This window comes from Nocardia sp. NPDC051787 (genome assembly GCF_040681325.1).
Lineage (GTDB): Bacteria > Actinomycetota > Actinomycetes > Mycobacteriales > Mycobacteriaceae > Nocardia.
On record NZ_JBFAYO010000004.1, the window covers coordinates 311,884 to 330,997 of the forward strand.

General features: G+C 68.6%; 17 protein-coding genes. 9 read left to right on the forward strand and 8 right to left on the reverse strand.

The window, feature by feature from the left end:
• Nucleotides 1-76: 76 nt before the first annotated feature.
• Nucleotides 77-931: an LLM class F420-dependent oxidoreductase gene (locus tag AB0M45_RS06670; protein ID WP_364323686.1), complete on the reverse strand. Its 855-nt coding sequence runs from the start codon at nucleotides 929-931 to the stop codon at nucleotides 77-79.
• Between the two features lie 234 nt (nucleotides 932-1,165).
• Between AB0M45_RS06670 and AB0M45_RS06675 the strand changes: the two genes are divergently transcribed.
• The 4 genes from AB0M45_RS06675 to AB0M45_RS06690 all read left to right on the forward strand — a co-directional run bounded on the left by AB0M45_RS06675 (nucleotide 1,166) and on the right by AB0M45_RS06690 (nucleotide 7,480).
• Nucleotides 1,166-2,590: a threonine/serine exporter family protein gene (locus AB0M45_RS06675; RefSeq protein ID WP_364323687.1), complete on the forward strand. Its 1,425-nt coding sequence runs from the start codon at nucleotides 1,166-1,168 to the stop codon at nucleotides 2,588-2,590.
• Between the two features lie 106 nt (nucleotides 2,591-2,696).
• The gene (locus AB0M45_RS06680) at nucleotides 2,697-3,353 is read left to right on the forward strand and encodes a biliverdin-producing heme oxygenase (protein WP_364323629.1); all 657 of its coding nucleotides are present in this window, start codon (nucleotides 2,697-2,699) and stop codon (nucleotides 3,351-3,353) included.
• A 77-nt stretch (nucleotides 3,354-3,430) separates the two neighbouring features.
• On the forward strand, nucleotides 3,431-5,131 hold the full coding sequence (locus AB0M45_RS06685; protein ID WP_364323631.1) for a 5'-nucleotidase C-terminal domain-containing protein: 1,701 nt from the start codon (nucleotides 3,431-3,433) through the stop codon (nucleotides 5,129-5,131).
• 315 nt (nucleotides 5,132-5,446) lie between these two features.
• Nucleotides 5,447-7,480 carry an SDR family oxidoreductase gene (locus AB0M45_RS06690; RefSeq protein ID WP_364323633.1) on the forward strand — a complete coding sequence of 678 codons (2,034 nt, stop codon included), beginning with the start codon at nucleotides 5,447-5,449 and terminating at the stop codon, nucleotides 7,478-7,480.
• Nucleotides 7,481-7,640: 160 nt separating this feature from the next.
• On the opposite strand, the gene AB0M45_RS06695 is transcribed toward AB0M45_RS06690, so the two are convergent.
• Nucleotides 7,641-8,297, reverse strand: a complete 657-nt coding sequence (locus tag AB0M45_RS06695; RefSeq protein WP_364323635.1) for a cutinase family protein — start codon at nucleotides 8,295-8,297, stop codon at nucleotides 7,641-7,643.
• Nucleotides 8,298-8,454: 157 nt separating this feature from the next.
• Nucleotides 8,455-9,459, reverse strand: coding sequence for a zinc-binding alcohol dehydrogenase family protein (locus AB0M45_RS06700; protein ID WP_364323689.1), 1,005 nt, complete (start codon nucleotides 9,457-9,459; stop codon nucleotides 8,455-8,457).
• A 359-nt stretch (nucleotides 9,460-9,818) separates the two neighbouring features.
• On the opposite strand from AB0M45_RS06700, the gene AB0M45_RS06705 reads away from it, so the two are divergent.
• Together AB0M45_RS06705 and AB0M45_RS06710 are read left to right on the forward strand one after the other, a co-directional pair.
• On the forward strand, nucleotides 9,819-10,457 hold the full coding sequence (locus AB0M45_RS06705) for a TetR/AcrR family transcriptional regulator (RefSeq protein ID WP_364323637.1): 639 nt from the start codon (nucleotides 9,819-9,821) through the stop codon (nucleotides 10,455-10,457).
• The gene (locus tag AB0M45_RS06710) at nucleotides 10,454-12,145 is read left to right on the forward strand and encodes an FAD-binding dehydrogenase (protein WP_364323639.1); all 1,692 of its coding nucleotides are present in this window, start codon (nucleotides 10,454-10,456) and stop codon (nucleotides 12,143-12,145) included. Before AB0M45_RS06705 ends, AB0M45_RS06710 begins: the two co-directional genes overlap by 4 nt.
• 7 nt (nucleotides 12,146-12,152) lie before the next feature.
• On the opposite strand, the gene AB0M45_RS06715 is transcribed toward AB0M45_RS06710, so the two are convergent.
• From AB0M45_RS06715 to AB0M45_RS06725, 3 genes are all read right to left on the reverse strand, one after another.
• Nucleotides 12,153-12,659, reverse strand: coding sequence for a hypothetical protein (locus AB0M45_RS06715; RefSeq protein ID WP_364323641.1), 507 nt, complete (start codon nucleotides 12,657-12,659; stop codon nucleotides 12,153-12,155).
• 290 nt (nucleotides 12,660-12,949) lie between these two features.
• The gene (locus AB0M45_RS06720) at nucleotides 12,950-13,783 is read right to left on the reverse strand and encodes an IclR family transcriptional regulator (protein ID WP_364323643.1); all 834 of its coding nucleotides are present in this window, start codon (nucleotides 13,781-13,783) and stop codon (nucleotides 12,950-12,952) included.
• Between the two features lie 98 nt (nucleotides 13,784-13,881).
• Complete coding sequence (locus AB0M45_RS06725; protein ID WP_364323645.1) at nucleotides 13,882-14,184, reverse strand: three-helix bundle dimerization domain-containing protein; 303 nt, start codon at nucleotides 14,182-14,184, stop codon at nucleotides 13,882-13,884.
• A gap of 195 nt (nucleotides 14,185-14,379) precedes the next feature.
• Between AB0M45_RS06725 and AB0M45_RS06730 the strand changes: the two genes are divergently transcribed.
• Both AB0M45_RS06730 and AB0M45_RS06735 read left to right on the forward strand, forming a co-directional pair.
• Nucleotides 14,380-14,856, forward strand: a complete 477-nt coding sequence (locus tag AB0M45_RS06730) for a nuclear transport factor 2 family protein (protein ID WP_364323647.1) — start codon at nucleotides 14,380-14,382, stop codon at nucleotides 14,854-14,856.
• Nucleotides 14,857-14,939: 83 nt separating this feature from the next.
• Nucleotides 14,940-15,992 carry an aminotransferase class V-fold PLP-dependent enzyme gene (locus AB0M45_RS06735; protein WP_364323649.1) on the forward strand — a complete coding sequence of 351 codons (1,053 nt, stop codon included), beginning with the start codon at nucleotides 14,940-14,942 and terminating at the stop codon, nucleotides 15,990-15,992.
• Between the two features lie 104 nt (nucleotides 15,993-16,096).
• Here AB0M45_RS06735 and AB0M45_RS06740 read toward each other — a convergent pair whose 3' ends face one another.
• Together AB0M45_RS06740 and AB0M45_RS06745 are read right to left on the reverse strand one after the other, a co-directional pair.
• Nucleotides 16,097-17,173, reverse strand: a complete 1,077-nt coding sequence (locus AB0M45_RS06740; protein ID WP_364323651.1) for a diacylglycerol kinase — start codon at nucleotides 17,171-17,173, stop codon at nucleotides 16,097-16,099.
• Nucleotide 17,174: 1 nt separating this feature from the next.
• A complete protein-coding gene (locus AB0M45_RS06745; RefSeq protein ID WP_364323653.1) occupies nucleotides 17,175-17,966 on the reverse strand; it encodes an SDR family oxidoreductase in 792 nt (263 codons plus the stop codon).
• 92 nt (nucleotides 17,967-18,058) lie between these two features.
• Between AB0M45_RS06745 and AB0M45_RS06750 the strand changes: the two genes are divergently transcribed.
• The gene (locus AB0M45_RS06750; protein ID WP_364323655.1) at nucleotides 18,059-18,937 is read left to right on the forward strand and encodes a helix-turn-helix domain-containing protein; all 879 of its coding nucleotides are present in this window, start codon (nucleotides 18,059-18,061) and stop codon (nucleotides 18,935-18,937) included.
• Nucleotides 18,938-19,114 lie beyond the last annotated feature (177 nt).

Sequence of the window (19,114 nt, forward strand, 5' to 3'; positions counted from 1 at the left end):
TAGCGAGAACCTCCGGGTGAGGTGTGGCTTGTCCGGTCGCAACGGACGCCGCACACGCGGTGGTGCGCACACCGCGTCACGGGGTGTGCTCGATACCCAGCTTCCCGGCCAGTCGGGTGAGGTAGGCGCGGACGTCGTCCACCGGGCGGTCAGGCAGTCCGAAAACCGCTTCGGTGACCCCGGATCCGGCCCATCGCGCCAGCTGCCCGGGGTCGTGGCGACCGGCGAGCGCGATGATCTCTGGCGTGTCCGCGCGCTCGTGCTCGCGCCAGACTCGGTGCAGCAGCGCGATTTTCGTGTCCAGACCGTCCTCGGTGGGGGTGGTGATCCATCCGTCTGCGTGCTTCGCCAGCCAGGTGAAGTTCTTTTCCGTGCCCGCCGCGCCGAGCAGCACCGGAATCCGCTTCCGCACCGGCTTCGGCCAGGACCAGCTGGCGCCGAAGGTCACGAACTCGCCGTCGAACGCGGCCTCCTCCTCGGTCCAGAGGGCACGCATGGCGTCCAGATGCTCGCGCAGCACGGTCCTGCGCTTGCCCGCGGGCACGCCGTGATGGGCTAATTCGTCGGTGTTCCAGCCGAATCCGACACCCAGGCTCACCCGGCCGCCGGACAGATGGTCCAGCGAGGCAATGGTCTTGGCCAGCGTGATCGGATGGTGTTCGGCAGGCAGCGCCACGGCGGTGGACAAACCGATGCGCTCGGTCACCGCAGCCGCCGTGCCGAGCGCGACCCACGGGTCGAGGGTGCGCAGATACCGGTCGTCGGGCAGGCTCGCGTCACCGGTGCGCGGGTGCGCCGCCGCCCGGACCACCGGGATGTGGGTGTGCTCGGGCACATAGAACGTGTCGAAACCGGCACGTTCGGCGGCCGCGGCCGCATCCGCGGGGGTGATGCCCCGATCGCTGGTGAACAACACGATTCCGTACCGCACGGTACGCGCTCCCATCGCCGAAATTAGAACAAGTTCTATCACGGCTCGCCGGTCCGGCCAAGGGCTCGGCCAGGACCGACACGCCCGCCCCGGAACGCGCGGATGCCAACGACACGCCGGGTGACTAGGTTCGCGTCCATGGCTACTGATGCACCTACCGGAGGCGATGTCACCACCGACCGGGTGGATCACCTCGGCTGGCGGCGCGGGTTGCGCCTGCGGCGCGCCCGCCCGATCCCCGTTGTCAGCCAAGCCGTCGGCCTGCTGGTCGCGGACCGCCAGGCGACCGCGGACACCATCGTCACGGCGCCGGCGCCGTTGCAGCCGATCGATCTCGCCGACGACGCCCGGGTCGCCGAGGTCCTCGACCTCGCGGTCCGGGTCGGCGAGGTGGTGCTCGCCTCGGGCACCGGTGTGGTGGACACCACCACGACGGTCCGTTTCATCGCCGCCACCTACGGCCTGTCCCGATGCAGCGTCGACGTCACCTACGACGCCATCCGGATCTGGGCCGACCGCGGACCCCAGCTACCGCCGGCCAGCACCATGCGGATCGTGCACTACCGCGCCCTGGACTTCACCCGGCTCGCCGCCGTGGACCGGCTCACCCGCCGGATCCGCAACGAGGTGGTCCCACCGGGCCAGGCGCGCGCCGCGCTCGATGCGATCACCTCGGCGCCGCACCCCTACCACCGGTGGACCGCCACCGCCGCGTGGTCGCTCATGGCGGCGGCGATCGCCGCGCTGCTCGGCGCCGGCGCGGTCGTCGCCGCGGTCAGCTTCGCCACCACCGCGGCGATCGACCGCACCAATCGCGTCCTCAATCGCTACGGACTGCCGTTCTTCTTCCAGCACATGGTGGGCGGCGCGATCGCGGCGATTCCGGCGATCGTGCTGGCCGGTCTCGCGGCGCGGCTGCGCATCGACGTCGACCCCACGCTGATCATCGCGGCGGGAATCACCGTGCTGCTCAGTGGATTACAACTGGTCGGCGCGGTGCAGGACGCGATCACCGGCGCCCCCATCACCGCGACGGCCCGCATGCTCGAGGTGATGATGATGACCGGCGGCATCATCGCGGGCATCGCGCTGACGCTGCGCATCGCCGATCTCGTCGACGCCACGGTGCCGCCGGTCTACCTCACCTCCGCGCGGGATATCACCGACCTGCCCGTGAAGATCGTGGCGGGCGCCTTGGCGGCGCTGGCGTTCGCGCTCGCCTGCTACGCCGAACGCCGTGCGCTCGCCGCGGCCGCGGGCAGCGGCGCGGCGGGCACCATCTGCTTCGAGCTCGCGCAGGACGCCGGATTCGGTCCGGTGATCTCCACCGGTGTCGCCGCGACGCTGGTCGGCCTGGCCGGAGGCCTGATGGCCCGCCGGGCGCTGACTCCCCCGCTGGTCGTCGCGGTCGCGGGCATCACCCCGCTGCTCCCCGGCCTCAAGGTCTACCGCGGTCTCTACGCGTTACTCAACGACGAGCTGCTGATCGGAGCCAATCAGTTGCTCTCGGCATTCGGCATCGGCTGCGCGCTGGCGGCGGGTGTCACCCTCGGCGAGTGGTTCGACCGCACCGTACGCAGACCGCGGATACTGCGCCGGTTCGGCTCGCTGCGGCGCCCGATCGTCCGGCGTCGCCGCCGCCCGGCTCCCACGCTGTGAGCCGCGAGGTGACTGCGCGCCCAGCGCACGGCCGGTACCCTCTAATCGAGTTGGTCAGGGTAGCCGAATTCGACAGCGGCCCCGGTCTGAGGTGAGGTGGTTCGGCATGTCGGAAGCAGTACCGTTCTCGACGCAGATCCGCACCGCCACCGCGGATCAGCATGCCGAGGCCGAGAGTTCGCGGTTCATGAGCGACATGCTCGGCGGAGCGCTCGGCGTCGACTCCTATCACCGCTACACCGGTCAACTCTGGTTCATCTACCGCGCGCTCGAGCGGCGCTGGGACATCTTGGCCGACGACCCGACCGCCGGACCGTTCATCCGGCCCGAGCTCGCCCGCACCGCCGAACTCGAGCGCGACCTCACCCATCTCATCGGTCCCGGCTGGCGCACCGGCCTGGAACCGCTGCCCGCGACCGCGGCCTACGCCGAGCGCATCGACGAGTGCGCCCGCGACTGGCCCGCGGGCTATATCGCCCACCACTACACCCGCTACCTCGGCGATCTGTCCGGCGGACAGGTCATCCGCGGCACCGCGGAGAAGTTGTGGAATCTGCCGCACCGCGGCGACGGCGTCCGCTTCTACGTCTTCGACGGCGTCGGCAATCCCGCGGCGTTCAAGCGGGAGTACCGCGGCCTGCTCGACCGCCTCCCGCTCGACGATCTGGAACGCCGCCGCGTGCTCGACGAGGGCAAGCGTGCCTTCGCGATGAACACCGCGGTCTTCCAGGAGCTCGCCGAGGAGTTCCCGGCCGCCCAGTAGCCTCATCCGCATTGCCGTGCGCCGCTGGGACTTCCGGCTCCCCTGCGCGGACGCGCGAGACATGGGACAGTCGTGGCATGAGAGCGCGCCGTCGCATCGCCGTGATTCTTGCCGGTCTTGTTGGTATCGGTCTGCTCGGGGGCTGTGGCGCAGCGTCCGATCCGAGTGCGGGTCCCGCCTCGTCTGCACCACCGATCGTGCCGCTGATCTCGACGAACGATCTGCGTCCCGCGCAACCGGACGAGGTGCACCTGTTCGGCTTCAACGACCTGCACGGACACTTGCAGCCGCCGACCGGGTCCACGGGCAAGGTCACGGGATACGACGCGGGCGGCGCGGCCTATCTCGCCACCCATCTGGCGCGTCTGAAGGCCGCCTATCCGGCGAGCGTCGTGCTGGCGGCCGGAGACAACATCGGAGCCAGCCCCTTGGTCTCCGGGTTGTTCCACGACGAGCCCACGATCACCTTCCTCAACAACGCCGGAGTGGCCGCATCCGCGGTCGGCAATCACGAATTCGACGCCGGCGTCCTGGAATTGGCGCGGCTGCAGCAGGGCGGCTGCGCTCTGGACGGATGTTCTCCCGGCGCGCCGTTCACCGGCGCGAGATTCCCGTACCTGGCCGCGAACGTCGCCGACGCCCGGGGCAACCTGCCGCCCGCGCTGCGCCCATGGACATTGCTCGAAGTCGGCGGGCACAAGATCGGCGTGATCGGAACGGTCACGCCGGAAACGGCGCAAATCGTGCTGCCCGAGGGCATTCGGGGATATTTGTTCGGCGACCAAGCGGCCGCCGTCAACCGCTACGTGCCGGAGATGAAGGCCGCGGGCGCCGAGGCGATCGTGGCGCTCGTGCACGACGGCGGCTCCCAGCGGCCGGAGCGGGACGCGCCGCTGGACTACAACGGATGCGCGAACATCACGCCGAACGTCACCGGGCTGGCCGAACGGGTCGACCCGGCGGTGCGTGCGGTGATCACCGGCCACAGCCATCAGCCCTATGTGTGCGTCATCGGCGGCAAGGTGGTCACCCAGGCGGCCTCGTACGGACGGCTGATCAGCGACATCACCTTACGTTTCGACGCCGACGGCGTCCAGGCTTCGGCGGTCAACCGAGTGGTGTCGCGGGAGGTGACGCCGGACGATCGGACGAACGCGCTCATCGACTTCTACACCGAGCAGGCACGGCCGCGCGCCGGCCGAGTCGTCGGCGCGACCGCCGACGCCCTCCCGCACGGCCCGGGCCCCGCAGGTACCTCGCCGCTGGGCGACGTGATCGCCGATTCCATGTTGTCGGTGACCGCAGGCCCGGCCGCGGCCGTCGCCGCGTTCATGAACCCCGGCGGTGTGCGCGCCGATCTGAAGCAGGGTCCCATCACCTACGGCGACATCTTCACCGTTCAACCATTCGGCAACCAGGTCGTCACGCTCACGCTGACCGGCAGCCAGATCCTGCGCCTGCTGGAACAGCAGTGGAACAATCCCGGCAAGCCGACCGTCCTGTCCACCGCTGGTCTCACCTACGCCTATTCCGACACCGCTCCCCCAGGCCGGAAAGTGATCGCGGACAGCGTTCGCGTCGCGGGCCGGCCGCTCGATCCCGTCGCCACCTATCGCATCACGACCAACAGCTTCCTCGCCTCCGGCGGCGACGGGTTCACCGTCTTCACCGAAGGCACCGACACCGCCGCGGGGCCGGCCGACGTGGACGCCTTCGAAACCTTCCTACGCGACAAGCCGCCGCTGCAGGCGCCGACCGCCCGCGTCGAGAAGAAGTAGCCGAGTGGAAGTAGCCACACCGGACGCTACCAAGTTGCTGGACACTTGACCAGAATCGCGGTAACTGGAAATCTTTGTAACACATACCGTTTGACCTGGGCAGACGGTGACCAGTCCCACAGGTTGAACAGACCATGATCGCTTGCCGGTTGCCCACGCGGTCGATTACTGTTCAGTAATAAGTCAGGACGAAGGTGTTCCTACTTTCGGCCCGACGACTTCACCGGGGGCCGGATCACAGCTCTCCGCATTCACTGCCGCATGCCGGATGACTTGTGCGACAACATGGTTCGAGTGAACGGCAGGAGAAGTGCGATGGCGACCTACATCGTGACGGGCGGAACCGGATTCTTGGGGAGGCGGGTCGTTCAAGATCTGCTGGATCACGACCCCGAAGCGATCGTCCACGTGCTGGTGCGCGAGACCTCCCTGGCGAAGTTCACCGAGCTGGCCGGGGGCTGGCGCGGCGCGGAACGGGTCTACGCGCTGATCGGCGATCTCACCGCCGAGGGCCTCGGACTGGCCTCCGAAGCGCCGCGCGCCGACCACGTCATCCACCTGGGCGCCGTCTACGACATGACCGCCGACGAGGACACCGCCCACGCCGCCAACGTCACCGGCACCCGCTCGGTGCTGGCGCTGGCCCGCGAGCTGGGCGCGGTGCTGCACCACGTCTCATCCGTCGCCGTCGCGGGCGACCACAAAGGCAAGTTCTTCGAAGAGGACTTCGACCTCGGACAGCGACTGACCTCGCCGTACCACCGCACCAAGTTCGCCGCCGAGAAGCTCGTGCGCCAGGCGCGCGGCGTGCGGTGGCGGGTGTACCGGCCCGCCATCATCGTGGGCGATTCCCGCACCGGCGAGATGGACAAGATCGACGGCCCGTACTACTTCTTCAGCGCCATCGCGAAACTCGGCGCGCTGCCGTCCGACCTGCCGATGCCGCTGCCCGATCTCGGCGCGACCAATATCGTTCCGGTCGATTACGTTTCGGCCGCCATGGTCGAACTGATCCGCCGTCCCGGCCTGGACGGGCGCACATTCCACCTGGTCAACCCGGAGCCGCAGCCGTTCAGCGAGATCTACGGCGCGCTCGCCGCGGCGGCGGGTGCGCCGACCGGCGTCGGCACGGTGCCGGGCAGCGGGCTGGCGCTCAGCGGGCTGGCGCAGATCCCGGGCTTGCCCGCCGTGCGCGATTTCCTGCTGGAGCAGTTGGGCATTCCGGCCGAGGTCGCTCCGCACACCTCGTTCTCCGCCGAGTTCATCAGCGACTCCACCCGCGCCCAGCTGCGCGCCGCCGGCCTGACCGTGCCGTCGTTCGACAGCTACGCCGAGCGCCTGTGGCAGTACTGGCGTGAGCACCTCGATCCGCAGCGCGGTCGCGTGTCGATCAAGGGTGACCCGCTCGCCGGCCGCGTCGTGCTGATCACCGGCGCGTCCTCCGGGATCGGACTGGCCACCGCGCACGCGGTCGCCCGGCGCGGCGCCACCGTGCTCATGGTCGCCCGCGGACACGACGACTTGGCCGCTGCCGCCGAGGCCGTGCGCGCGGAAGGCGGTGTGGCACATACCTATCCGTGCGACATCACCGATTCCGAAGCGGTCGAGAAGCTCGTGCAGTGCGTGCTCGACGACCACGGTCACGTCGACTACCTGGTGAACAACGCGGGCCGCTCGATCCGCCGCTCGGTGCTCAACTCCACCGACCGGATGCACGATTTCGAGCGCACCATGGCGGTGAACTACTTCGGCGCCGTGCGGCTCATCCTCGGCCTGCTGCCGTCCATGCGGGCGCGCCGGTTCGGGCACGTGGTCAACATCTCCTCGATCGCGGTGCAGACCAAGGTGCCACGGTTCGCCGCGTACGTGGCGAGCAAGTCGGCGCTGGACAACTTCAGCGAGATCGCCGCGGTCGAGAATCGGGATGCCGGAATCACGTTCACCTCGGTGCGGATGCCGCTGGTGCGCACGCCGATGATCGCGCCCACCGACCTGTACCGCTCGCTTCCGGTTCCAGACCCGGAGCAGGCCGCCGCCATCGTGATCCGCGCGCTGGAGGATCGCCCGCACCGCATCGACACGCCGGTCGGCACCTTCGCCCAAGCGGTCGAGCTGCTCATGCCGTCGGTCAAGCGGCAGATCATGCACCAAGGCTTCCGCATGTTCGGGGAATCGCGTGCCGCGCAAGGCGAGAACAAGCACGCGCCCGCGGGTGCAGCACCCGCCGACTCCGACACCGCGCCGGACCGCAGCCCGCTGTCCGTACTGGCCCCGGTGTTCATGCCGCTCATGGCCCTGCCCACGCCCGCGGCGCGCGTCGCCCGCGTCGTCCCCGGGTTGCAGTGGTAGGTAGGCCATGGAGTTCGACTACGAGGCCGCCCAACAGGACAGCTTCCGCTTCCAGGCCACCCGCGTGCGGAAGAGGTAAGCGTCCCGGCTGAGTTGGCTATGCCATGGTTGGGGGCCGCCCGAGGGCGGCCCCCAACCGCGCATCCCCGATTCCGCGGATTCACACCCGGGACGCCGCGAACTGCACGGCGGGCCACATCGCCCACCCGTAGTTCGTATGCGCGGCCGGATGGATGCCGCCCTCGCAGACGGGATCACCGCTGGTGCAGTAGTTTCCGGTCCGCCAAGCGTAGTGCCCGGGAACGCCCCACCCGAGCAGATGGACGGGGTCGCCGAACAGCAGCACCGCCGCCACCCGGGATTCCAGCTCCCCTGGAAGCGAGTGGATGCCACCGAGCGCGGTCACGATGCCCGTGCCGAGTACCCCGTGCGTCACGACGGCCCCTTGCGAGAAGCCGACCAGGACGAACCGCTGGCCCGGGCACATCTCGGCCTGCCACAGCAGGTGGGCGGTCATGTCCTGGGTGCCCCGGCTGATCGAGGACGGATCGAGCAGATCCGCGGGATAGTTCACCCGGTAGGACTCCGAACTCACCGGAAGTGCTTGCCGGAGTGTGGCATAGAGCGGGTCGCCCACCACCGAACCCAGATGCCCGGGTTCATGGGTGCCCCTGGCGACGACGACATCGACTGCCGCACATGGCATCGCCCATGCGTGCAATCCGGTCGCCGCTCCGAACCCCGCGACGAGCAGCAGCACAGCGAATGCCCTTACCACACGCCACTTTTCGAAATGAATTACCTTCCGGTTGGCCATCGTACTCACCTACACTCACGCCGTTGTGAGATAGCCGAGTGACTGTTGTCAGTGACTATTGCTCGGCTATATACGCGAAGGTAAGAACGTCTCCAAACCCCGTCAAGGAATGCGACCCGACCGATACGGACTCAGCGCCGAATCGTGTTCTGCCCACTTACGGAACGAGAACCGCTGCGCCCGTGAATCGTCCGTGCGCGAGATCGGTCAGCGCCCGATCCGCCATATCCAGGGAGTACCCGTGCGTGGTCAGATGTATCCGGTGTTCTCCTGCGAAAGCGAGGAATTCGCGGGCGTCGGCGCGGGTGTTGGCGGTCACCGAGCGAATCTCCCGCTCCTGGAACAGATGCCGCTGGTAGTTCAGCGGAGGGATATCGCTGAGATGGATACCCGCGATGGCGAGAACCCCGCCGCGATCGAGCGCCGCCAGCGCGGGCGGCACCAGCTCCCCGACCGGTGCGAACAGGATCGCCGAGTCGAGTTGCACCGGGGGCGGATCGGCCGCGCCCTGCACCGATGCTGCGCCGAGGGCGGTGGCGAGTTCGCGCGCGGCGGCATCGCGCGTCATCACGTGCACCTCGGCGCCACGCGCGGCGGCGACCTGGGCCGCGATGTGAGCGCTGCCGCCGAAGCCGTAGATCCCCAGCCGCCCGCCCGGCGGCACGGACGCCCGCAGCAGGGCCCGATACCCGATGATGCCCGCGCACAGCAGCGGCGCGGTGTCGGCATCGGTGTAACCGGCGGGCAGACGCAGCGCGTACGCCGCGGGCACGCAGGCGAACTCCGCGTAGCCGCCGTCGGCGTCCCAGCCGGTGTAGGCCGAACGCGGACAGAGGTTCTCGGCCCCGCGCAGGCAGAACTTGCATTCCCCGCAGGTATGCCGCAGCCAGGCGATGCCAACCCGATCCCCGACGGCGAACCCCTCCCCTTCGGCCGCCACCCCGAGCGCGACGACTTCGGCGACCACCTCGTGCCCCGGCACCACCCCCGCACGGCGCACCGGCAGGTCACCCTCCGCCACATGCAAGTCGGTCCGGCACACACCACAGGCGAGCACACGGACCAGTAGCTCGCCGCGGGCCGGTTCCGGGATCGGTGCGCGCTCCGCGTCCAACGGTCCGGCGGCGATCGGCCCGGGTCTGCGCACCCGCCAGCAGCGCATCTCGGCAGCACCGCCGCGAACCTCGCTCATTGGGGCACCTCGCCGACGCTCGGCTCCGCCACCAGCGAGCGCTCGGCCGCGTCCGACGTTCGCTCGCTGCGCTCACTCATGCCCGCACCTCCCCAACGCTCTGCTCCGCTACAAGCAAGTGCTCGGCTGTGCTGATCGTTCGCTCGCTCATCGTCGGATCACCTCCCACGATCGACTCCACCAGGAAGGGGCATCCGACCAGGCCGGATACGCCGGACTCACCCTACTCGGCGATTTCGGTCCCACCCTGTAACCAAGTCTGATACGTTTCCGTATCGAATACATTTGTGTATCCAGTGGCCGGTTCCGGCGACCCGAGGAGGTGCCCGATGACGTCCGATGCCGTACGGGCCGCCCCCGCCCGGGCCACCCGCCGGCGCGCGGAAACCAGGAACCGGCTGCTCACCGCCGCCTACGAGGCCTTCGCCGAAGAGGGATTCGGCCGCGCCACCGTGGAGCGGGTCTGCGATCGCGCCGGTTTCACCCGTGGCGCGTTCTACTCCAACTTCAGCTCGCTGGACGAGCTGTTCCTGGCTATGTGGGAGGATCGCTCGACGGCGATGCTCGCCCAGGCGCGGGCCATCCTCGACCAGATCGCGGTAGACGGCACCGACGATGTCCGCACCGCCGTCGAACGATTGGAACGAGCGGTGCCGATCGACGACGGCTGGTACCGGATCACCGCCGAGTTCACCGCGCACGCGCTGCGCACTCCCGCACTGCGCCGGGTGATGGCCGCGCGCGAAGAGGCGATCGTCGCCGCCCTCATGCCGACGATCGTCGCGGCGCTCGCGCGCAGCGGCCGCACGGTGCCGGACCCGGACGCGTTCGGCCAGGCGCTCATCGCCGTCCACGACGGCACCAGCGTGCAGGTGCTGCTGGAGCCGGACAGCCGCGTCGCGCGGGAGCGGCGCACCGAACTCTTCCACCACGTCGTGCTGGCCTACAGCACCGCAACCGAAGGATGAACATGTCCCACAGCAGTCCCGATGTGGCGCCGGAGGCCGATGTCCTCGTCGTCGGCGCCGGGCTGGCCGGCCTGGTCGCCACTCACGAACTGGTCAAGGCCGGTCGCTCCGTGCATGTGCTCGACCAGGAGAACCGCAACAATCTCGGTGGCCAGGCGTTCTGGTCGCTGGGCGGGCTGTTCTTCGTCGACAGTCCCGAGCAGCGCCGCCTCGGCATCAAGGATTCCTACGATCTCGCCCTGCAGGACTGGCTCGGCTCGGCCGGGTTCGACCGCGACGACGAGGATCACTGGGCCAGGCAGTGGGCGCAGGCGTACGTGCGGTTCGCGGCCACCGAGAAGCGGGACTACCTGCGTGAGCTCGGCCTGCGCGTGACGCCGCTGGTCGGGTGGGCCGAACGCGGCGGCGGCCTGGCCCACGGGCACGGCAACTCGGTGCCGCGCTTCCACCTGACCTGGGGTACCGGCCCCGAAGTGGTCCGGGTCTTCGCCGAGCCGGTGCTCGAGGCCGAGCGCCGCGGGCTGGTCCAGTTCAGCTTCCGCCACCAGGTGGACGAGCTGATCGTGGCCGACGACGCGGTAGTCGGCGTACGCGGCACCGCGCTCGAGGACACCGATCTGGAGCGGGGCCGTGCTTCGTCCCGGAACAAAGTGGGCGAGTTCGAGTTCCGCGCGAAGGCCGTGATCGTGGCCTCCGGCGGGATCGGTCACAACCACGAGCTGATCCGGCGCAACTGGCCCGCCGAGCGGCTCGGCCCATGCCCGGAGACGCTGATCTCCGGAGTGCCCGCGCATGTCGACGGGCGGATGCTGGGCATCACCGAGGCGGCGGGCGGCGCCATCGTCAACCGGGACCGGATGTGGCACTACACCGAGGGCATCGTCAACTGGGACCCGATCTGGCCCGACCACGCCATCCGGATCATCCCGGGCCCGTCCTCGATGTGGTTCGACGCGAACGGAAAACGCCTGCCGGCCCCGTGCTTTCCCGGATTCGACACCACCACCACGATGAAGGAGATCCTGAAGTCGGGCTACGACTACTCCTGGTTCGTGCTCACCCAGTCGATCATCGAGAAGGAATTCGCGCTCTCGGGCTCCGAGCAGAACCCGGACATCACCGGCAAGGACCTCAAACTCACGCTGAAGAGCCGAGTCGCCAAAGGCGCACCGGGGCCGGTGGAGGCGTTCAAACAGCACGGTGTGGACTTCGTCGTCGCGGACACGCTGCGCGAGCTGGTCGACGGCATGAACAAGATCGCTCGCGGACCTCAGCTGGACTACGACGACCTGGAACGCCAGATCATCGCCCGCGACCGGGAACTGTCCAACAAGTACACCAAGGACAGTCAGCTGATGGCGATCACCAACGCGCGCCGGTACTTCGGCGACAAGGCGGGCCGGGTGGCCAAACCGCACCGGATCCTCGATCCGGCCGCCGGTCCGCTGATCGCCGTGCGGCTGAACATCCTCACCCGGAAAACCCTCGGCGGCTTGCAGACCGATCTGGATTCGCAGGTGATCAAGCCGGACGGCACCGCATTCCCCGGCCTGTACGCCGCGGGTGAGGTCGCCGGGTTCGGCGGCGGCGGTGTGCACGGTTACAACGCGCTGGAGGGCACCTTCCTCGGCGGGTGCATCTTCTCCGGCCGCGCCGCCGGGCGTGCGCTGGCCGCGAAACTGGCCTGAGGCCGAATCATCTCCCGCCGTTTTCCGTGCCGCCGAACAGGACGGCGAACCAGAAGGCGGACGAGTCCGGCGCCATCTGGTAGCTCGGGTCCGGCGCCGGTCGGGGGTCGCCCACCGAGCGGTACCGGACTCCGGCCACACCGTCGGAGAAATCGGCGATCCGCACGAAGGTCGACGCACTCGCATCCCGTTGGTTCGCAGCGCATTCAGAGCAGCCGCCGACGAGCGAAGGCACGTGCCCGTGCCGAGCCTGGAGGTCGAGATACCCGCCACACCGATCGGCGCGGCCGTACTCCGCGGTCGACACTCCGGCATGGGAGCTGTCCGTCGGCAGGTCGCGGAGCCAACACACCGTCCGGCCGAACTCGGAGTACCGTTCCTCGCCGGACACCACCGGCGCAAAAGTGACGGCTACCACGGGTAATCGCGACGTCGCAGCCGCCTCGTGGTTGGCGCCGCACCCGGGCGCCGACGGCCGCGCCAGCCAGACCACGGCGGCGACGGTGCCCAGCACACCTGCCGCGAACCATAGCCATTCGGATCGGAATGGTCGCTGTTGGATCGGTATCCGGTGCATCGCTCCCCGACTCCGGCTCACCTACTCGCGGACTGTCGATCCTGACTTCTCCAGGAAAGCAGTCCCGCCGCCCGCACACACCGCGAACGAAAATTCTTCACAGTGAAAGACACACCGTTCAGCAAGTGACAGGCAAATTTCGAGCATTTCGCCCCACGGCATCGCTGTCGATCGGAAATGATTCGGAAGAACTCTGGCCGCCACTCTTCCGGCCGAGCCCAGGAACGCTAACGCCAGCGCACGTGCCGGGGAAACAGCAAGCGTCCCGCTTCGTGGGCTACCTCGACCAGCACCTGGGCCAGCCACGCGGTATCCAACGTCGTCCGGTCGATCCGACCCGATAACGACACCGCCGCCACGGCCGCACCGCGCCGCCGAATCGGCACGGCCACACACGCGATACCCGGAACCGACTCCTCATTGTCAACGGCGATACCCTGGCGATTGCGGATGCGGCCGAGTTCGCGGTGTAGTTCGGCACGGTCGGCCAGGGTACGAGCGGTCAGCTGCGGGAGGCGATCACGGAAGGACGCCTCCACGATGCTCGGTTCCAGCGTGGCCAGCAACGCTTTGCCGAGTGCCGTACTGTGCGCGGGCATCCGGCCGCCGAGCCGTGTGGGCACGGTCGCGGCAAACCGGCCGACCTTGTCCAGGTACAGCACCTCGAGCCCGTCCAGGACGCCGAGGTGACCGACCATGCCGGTCTGCTGACTCAGATCGTGCAGCAGCGGATTCACCACATCACGGATCTCGTTGTGATCGGCGGCAAGTCCACCCAGTTCGAGCGTACGCATGCCGAGCCGATAACCGCCGGGTGCGTGCGCCAGCCAGCGCAACCGGATCAGCTGGTCCAGGATGCGGTGCACCGTAGACCGCGGCAGCCCGGTGCGCTCGGCGAGTCCCACGAGGGTGAGCGTCGGCGTCGCGCCGTCGAAAGCGTCCAGTATCAGCGTCATCCGCTCGATCATCGACACCGGAGGCTGGCCGGTCCTGGCCGGGACCGGTCCTGATCCGGTCGATAATTCCTCGGACTCGGGCTCGGTCGTCGCCTCGACCGCCATAACCAACCTCCACACGCGCTCGCGTAGAGCTTAGAAGTAATCGCCTCGCGCAGGGGCGATTCACGGATCATTTCGACGAGCCACCAGCGATCGGACGGCTACGCCCAGCGGTCGGTGCAGGGTACGGACCTGCCCGCGGCTAATCGGATCCCTGTGCGGACTCCGCAAGGTTGAACAAGGCACTCGCGGGTGTAACGCTCGGCGAGCAGCGGCAAGTAATTCCTGACGGAGGCGTGATCGGCGAAATGGTCGTACGACGAGTGGAGGTGATCCTCGATCGCCGCTTCGCTGACCACGCCGTCGAATTCGTCCTCCAAGCGCTCGGCGGCCGCTTTCAGGGCGAGGTCCTGATCAATGGTGGTGTCCCGGTGTGCGTCGTGGGTGGTGGGACGGTGGGTCATCACGAGTTCCCCTGGTTGTGTGACGAGGTCGGCTCCACGGACGCCCTCGTGGCCGCACGACGGCGCCCATGATCCGGGTACCCGATCGTGCCGATTCGACACCGGCCGGATCACTCCCGGCTTCGACACTCCGGCGGACGCCGAGCAATAGAACGCGTTCTTGTCTGACGTGGCCCCGCGTGCCAGGCTCGACGGATGGATCTCGACGTCATCGAAGCCGTCCGCCAGCTGAAGTACCGCTACTTTCGCACCCTCGATCTCAAGAAGTGGGACGAGTTCGCCGACACCCTCGCCGCGGACGCGACCGGACGCTACGGCACCCACGCCATGGGCCGGCCGTTGCACCTCGACGGCCGCAACGCCATCACCGCGTTCATGCGGGAGAATCTCGGGCCCTCGGTCGTCACGGTGCACGTCGCCAACCATCCGGAGATCCGTGTCGACGGCGAAACTGCCACAGGCTCATGGGCTTTCGAAGATACCGTGATCGCCACCGAGTACGGCGTGCTGATCAGGGGAGCCGGGTACTACACCGACACCTACCGCCGGGACGCCGATGGCCGGTGGCGTATCACCTCCACCGGGTACGAGCGCATCTACGAATCCATGCAGGCACTGTCGGACATACCCAGCTTCCAGTTGCTATCCAACATGTGGGCATCCGAGAAATAGCGGGCGCGCCGAGCCGGAAAATCGGTCCACTATCCCGGCGGTGGCGCTGGACGGCACCGGTGCGCCGGGCGGATGCTGCGGACATGCCCTCCCTAGCGCCTGACGAGTACACGCTCGAAACCACCTACCTCAACACGGCCTCCTACGGTCTGCCCTCCGCCCGAGCGCTCACCGCCGTGCGCGACGCCGGCGCCGGCTGGGCCACGGGCCGAAGCGGGCCGGGGTCGTCGCTGGATCTCCTGGTGCCCGACCTGCGGGCCGGGTTCGCCCGCCTGCTCGACGGCGCGACCGCCGACGACATCGCGCTCGGCGGCGGTATCGCGGGCCTGATCGCTCCGGTGGCCGCGGCACTGCCGCCGGGGGCCGAGGTGCTGTTGCCGGAGGGCGAATTCTCTTCGGTTTCCATGCCCTTCGTGTATCGCGGCGATCTCGTCGTGCGCTTCGTTCCGTTGCCGGAGTTGGCCGCGCAGGTGCGACCGGAGACCGCGCTGGTCGCGGTGAGCGTGGTCCAGTCCGCGGACGGCCGCGTCACCGATCTGGCAGAGCTGTGCGCTGCCACCCGGGCCAATGGCGCGCGGCTGCTGGTGGACGCCACTCAGGCCGCGGGCTGGCTGCCGCTGCGATTCGCCGACGCGGACTATTGGGTCTGCGCCAGTTTCAAGTGGTTGATCGGTGCGCGCAGCGTCGCGTTCTTCGCCACGGCGCCGGAGTTCGTCACCGAACTGCGGCCGGTCGGGTCCAGCTGGTACGCCGCCGAGAACCGCTGGGCCGAGCTCTATCGTCCGGTCGCGTTGCCTCCGACGGCACGGCGCTTCGACGCGACCCCGGACTGGCTCGGCGTCATCGCCGCGCTGGCAGGACTGTCGCTGATCGAGGAACTCACCATGGACAAGATCGGCGCGCACAACCTGGAGCTGGCCGACCGATTCCGCGAAGGCCTGCGTGAACTCGGATTCCAGCCCGTCGTGGCGCGCTCCCCCATCGTCTCCGTGCCCGGCGCGGCAAATGCGGCAGCGCGGCTGGAGGAGGCGAATGTGATCGCCTCAGCGCGGGCAGGCGGGCTGCGGTTCGCCTTCCACTTCTACAACAGCACCGACGACGTCGAACGGGCACTGTCCGCGTTAGCCGCCGGATAGTCCGAAAGCGCGCGCTGTGCGCCGGACCTGTCATCGGCGCTGCTCGCCAGGCAGGCGGACGAGGGAACCGGGCGTGCCGAATCACCCGGCACAGCCCGTGCGGTTCAACGGCTCGGGCGGTCCGCCGGTGCGGTGATCAATGGGAGGTCGAGTGCGGTCAGGATCCCGGGCGGCGCCGTGATTACGGCGGGAACGGCGTTGACGATGCGCATGCCGGTGGCCAGCAGGGTCGCGTAGTTGTGGTCACCGTTCCGGCTCGAGGCCACCAGGTCCATCGCGTAGCTGGGCTCGCCGGTGATCTCGACCCGGTAAGAGCCCTCGGGGTGGGCCGGCTGCGGCCAGTCCGGGCACAGGTCGGGCCGCAGGCGGGTCACGTGCTCCAGCACCGTGACGGGCGCGTCGCCGACCATGCCGCGCACTTCGAAACGCAAGGCGGCAGCGGTGCCTTCGGCGATATGCCCGGTCGCGATATCGAACGACGCCGGCGCGGGGATACGCTCGTACGTCTCGGTGACGGCGTCGAGGGTGACGCCGATTCCCGCGGCGAGCTGGCGGACCGTGCCGCCCCAAGCCAGGGAGAGCACGCCGGGTTGCAACAGCATCGGGATGTCGTCGACGGGCTTGCCGAAGCCCATGATGTCGAACATGACCTCGCGATTGTCGTAGCTGGCGTAATCGACGATTTCCAGGCAACGCACCTGGTCGATGCGCAGGCAGGTGCCAGCGAGCGCGAGCGGAAGCAAGTCGTTGGCGAAACCCGGATCGATGCCGTTGACCCACAGCGACGAGTTCCCTTGGGCGGCAGCCTCCTGCACGGGTTTCAGCAGTTCGTCCGGAAGCACGCCATAGGGGTACTGGAAGAACACCGGGGCACAGGCGACGACATTGATTCCCGCGGCGAGAATGCGCTGCAGATCCTGCACGGCCTCGAACAGCCGGTTGTCGGTCATCGAGCAGTAGACGACGCAGTCCGGCCGCGACGCGAGCAAGGTCTCGGCATCGGTCGTCGCGGTGACGCCCACCGAACGATCCAGGCCCGCAAGCGTTCCCGCGTCCACTCCGTCTTTGGCGGGACCGGAGACCCATACGCCGGTCAATTCCAGGTCGGGGTGGGCGATGACGCCCGCCAAAGCATGCCTGCCGACATTGCCGGTACCCCATTGCACTACGCGATATGTCATGTCACAGATCCGGGATGGGGAGGTCGAGGTTCGGGATGATCAAGCCGCCGTCGGGCTCGAGAATCTTGCCCGTGAGGTACTTCCCCGCGGGCGAAACCAGATAGAGCGCGGCGGCGGCGATGTCGTCGGGTTCGCCGATGCGGTGCAGCGGGGTCTTGGATTCCAGCTCGGTCCGCATCGCGTCGTTGCCGGCGACGATCTCCAGCGCCGAGGTCAGGATCGCGCCGGGCGCTATCGCGTTCACCCGGATACGCGGGTTCAGGTCGAGTGCGGCGAGCTTGGTGTAGTGGGCAAGGGCCGCCTTGGCGGTGCCGTACGCGGCGAAGGCTCGCCCGGGTAGGCGACCCATGGTGGAGGTGATGTTCACGATCGAACCGCCACCAGCGGTTTCCAGCATCCGCGGCACCGCGGCACGAACCAAGGCATGCGCATTGGTGACGTTGAAGGTGAACGCATCGGTCAGTGCTTCAGGTGTCGTGTCCAGCAGCGGGCACGGCAGTGCGCCGCCCACGTTGTTGACCACGATATCCAGCCGCCCGAAGCGTTCGACCGCCGTCGCGGCGAGAGCCGCCGTGGCGTCGATGTCGCTCAGGTCCGCGGGCACCACGTGGGCCTGCCGTCCGGCGGCGGCAACGCGCTCGGCGACCTCGTCGAGCTGGCTCTTGGTCCGCGCGGCGATGACGACGTCCGCGCCCGCCTCCGCGAACGCGACGGCGATCGCCGCGCCGAGACCTCGGCCCGCGCCGGTGACGATGGCGACCTGTCCATCGATCCGGAACCGATCCAGAATCATCCAGGCTCCCTACCCGTCGAATATTCGACAGCTCGTGATCTAATATTCGTCATCGTAAGCCGCTCGCCAGAGCTGGGACAAGAGGTTTCGCCATGCCTGATCGCTCCGCGTCGCCGCCGACACGGCGAGTCGTCGACATCGTCTCGCTGCTGGCGACCTCCGGTGAGCCGATCAGCGTCGCGGGCATCGCCGAGCGGCTCGGCATCGCCAGGGCGACCGCGACCGCGATCCTGACCGAGTTGGACGCGGCGGGCTGGGTGGTGCGCGACCCTGCTCGTGGCTACGGCGTCGGACCCGCGCTGGCGGGATTGCACGGTGCGGCGCTGCCCCGCGGCGTCGGCGACATCCTCGGCGCCCTGGCCGCCCGCACCGGGTATGGCGCGACGTTCAGCCGCATCGAGCCCGATCGGCTCACCGTGCTCGACGTACGACATGGTTCCGACCGCGTGGTGCCCGGAATCCCGGTGGGACATCGCATTCCGTTGCAGTTCCCGGCGGGGGCGAGTGTGATGCCGTGGCGTTCGGCCAGCGAGCAGAACACGTGGCTTGGCACCGCGACCGACACGGATCGGCGCATCGCCGGCGCTCTGCTGGCACTGGTGCGCGATCGCGGCGTCGCCGTGTTCCGACCCCGCGCCGACGACGCGGGCATGGTCGACTTGCTCGCCGACCTGCTCGGCGCGGTGGGATCCGAGCTGTTGCAACCGCATCTACGTACTCGCGCTCTTCGTCAGCTCGCGGCACTCACGTCACGACCGTTCAGCCGGGCAGAGCTGGATTCGGATGAGGTGCTGCCGCTGAGTTATCTCGCGGCGCCGGTTTTCGATGCGAACGGCAGTGCGGCGTACGAGGTTCAGCTCGGACCATTGCGTACGGCGACGACTCGACGCGAACGGGATGATTTCATCGAGGCGACTCGTGCGACGGCGCGCGATTTGACGGCCGCGCTGACTGCCGGGCGAAACGGGTAAACGAGGATCAGTGGACGCGACCGCATCAAACCATTGCTTTCCCGGTAAACGACGAAAGGCCCTCGACTGTGTCGAGGGCCTTTCGTGAAGGATGTTCCGGCGGTGTCCTACTCTCCCACACCCTGTCGAGTGCAGTACCATCGGCGCTGGCAGGCTTAGCTTCCGGGTTCGGAATGG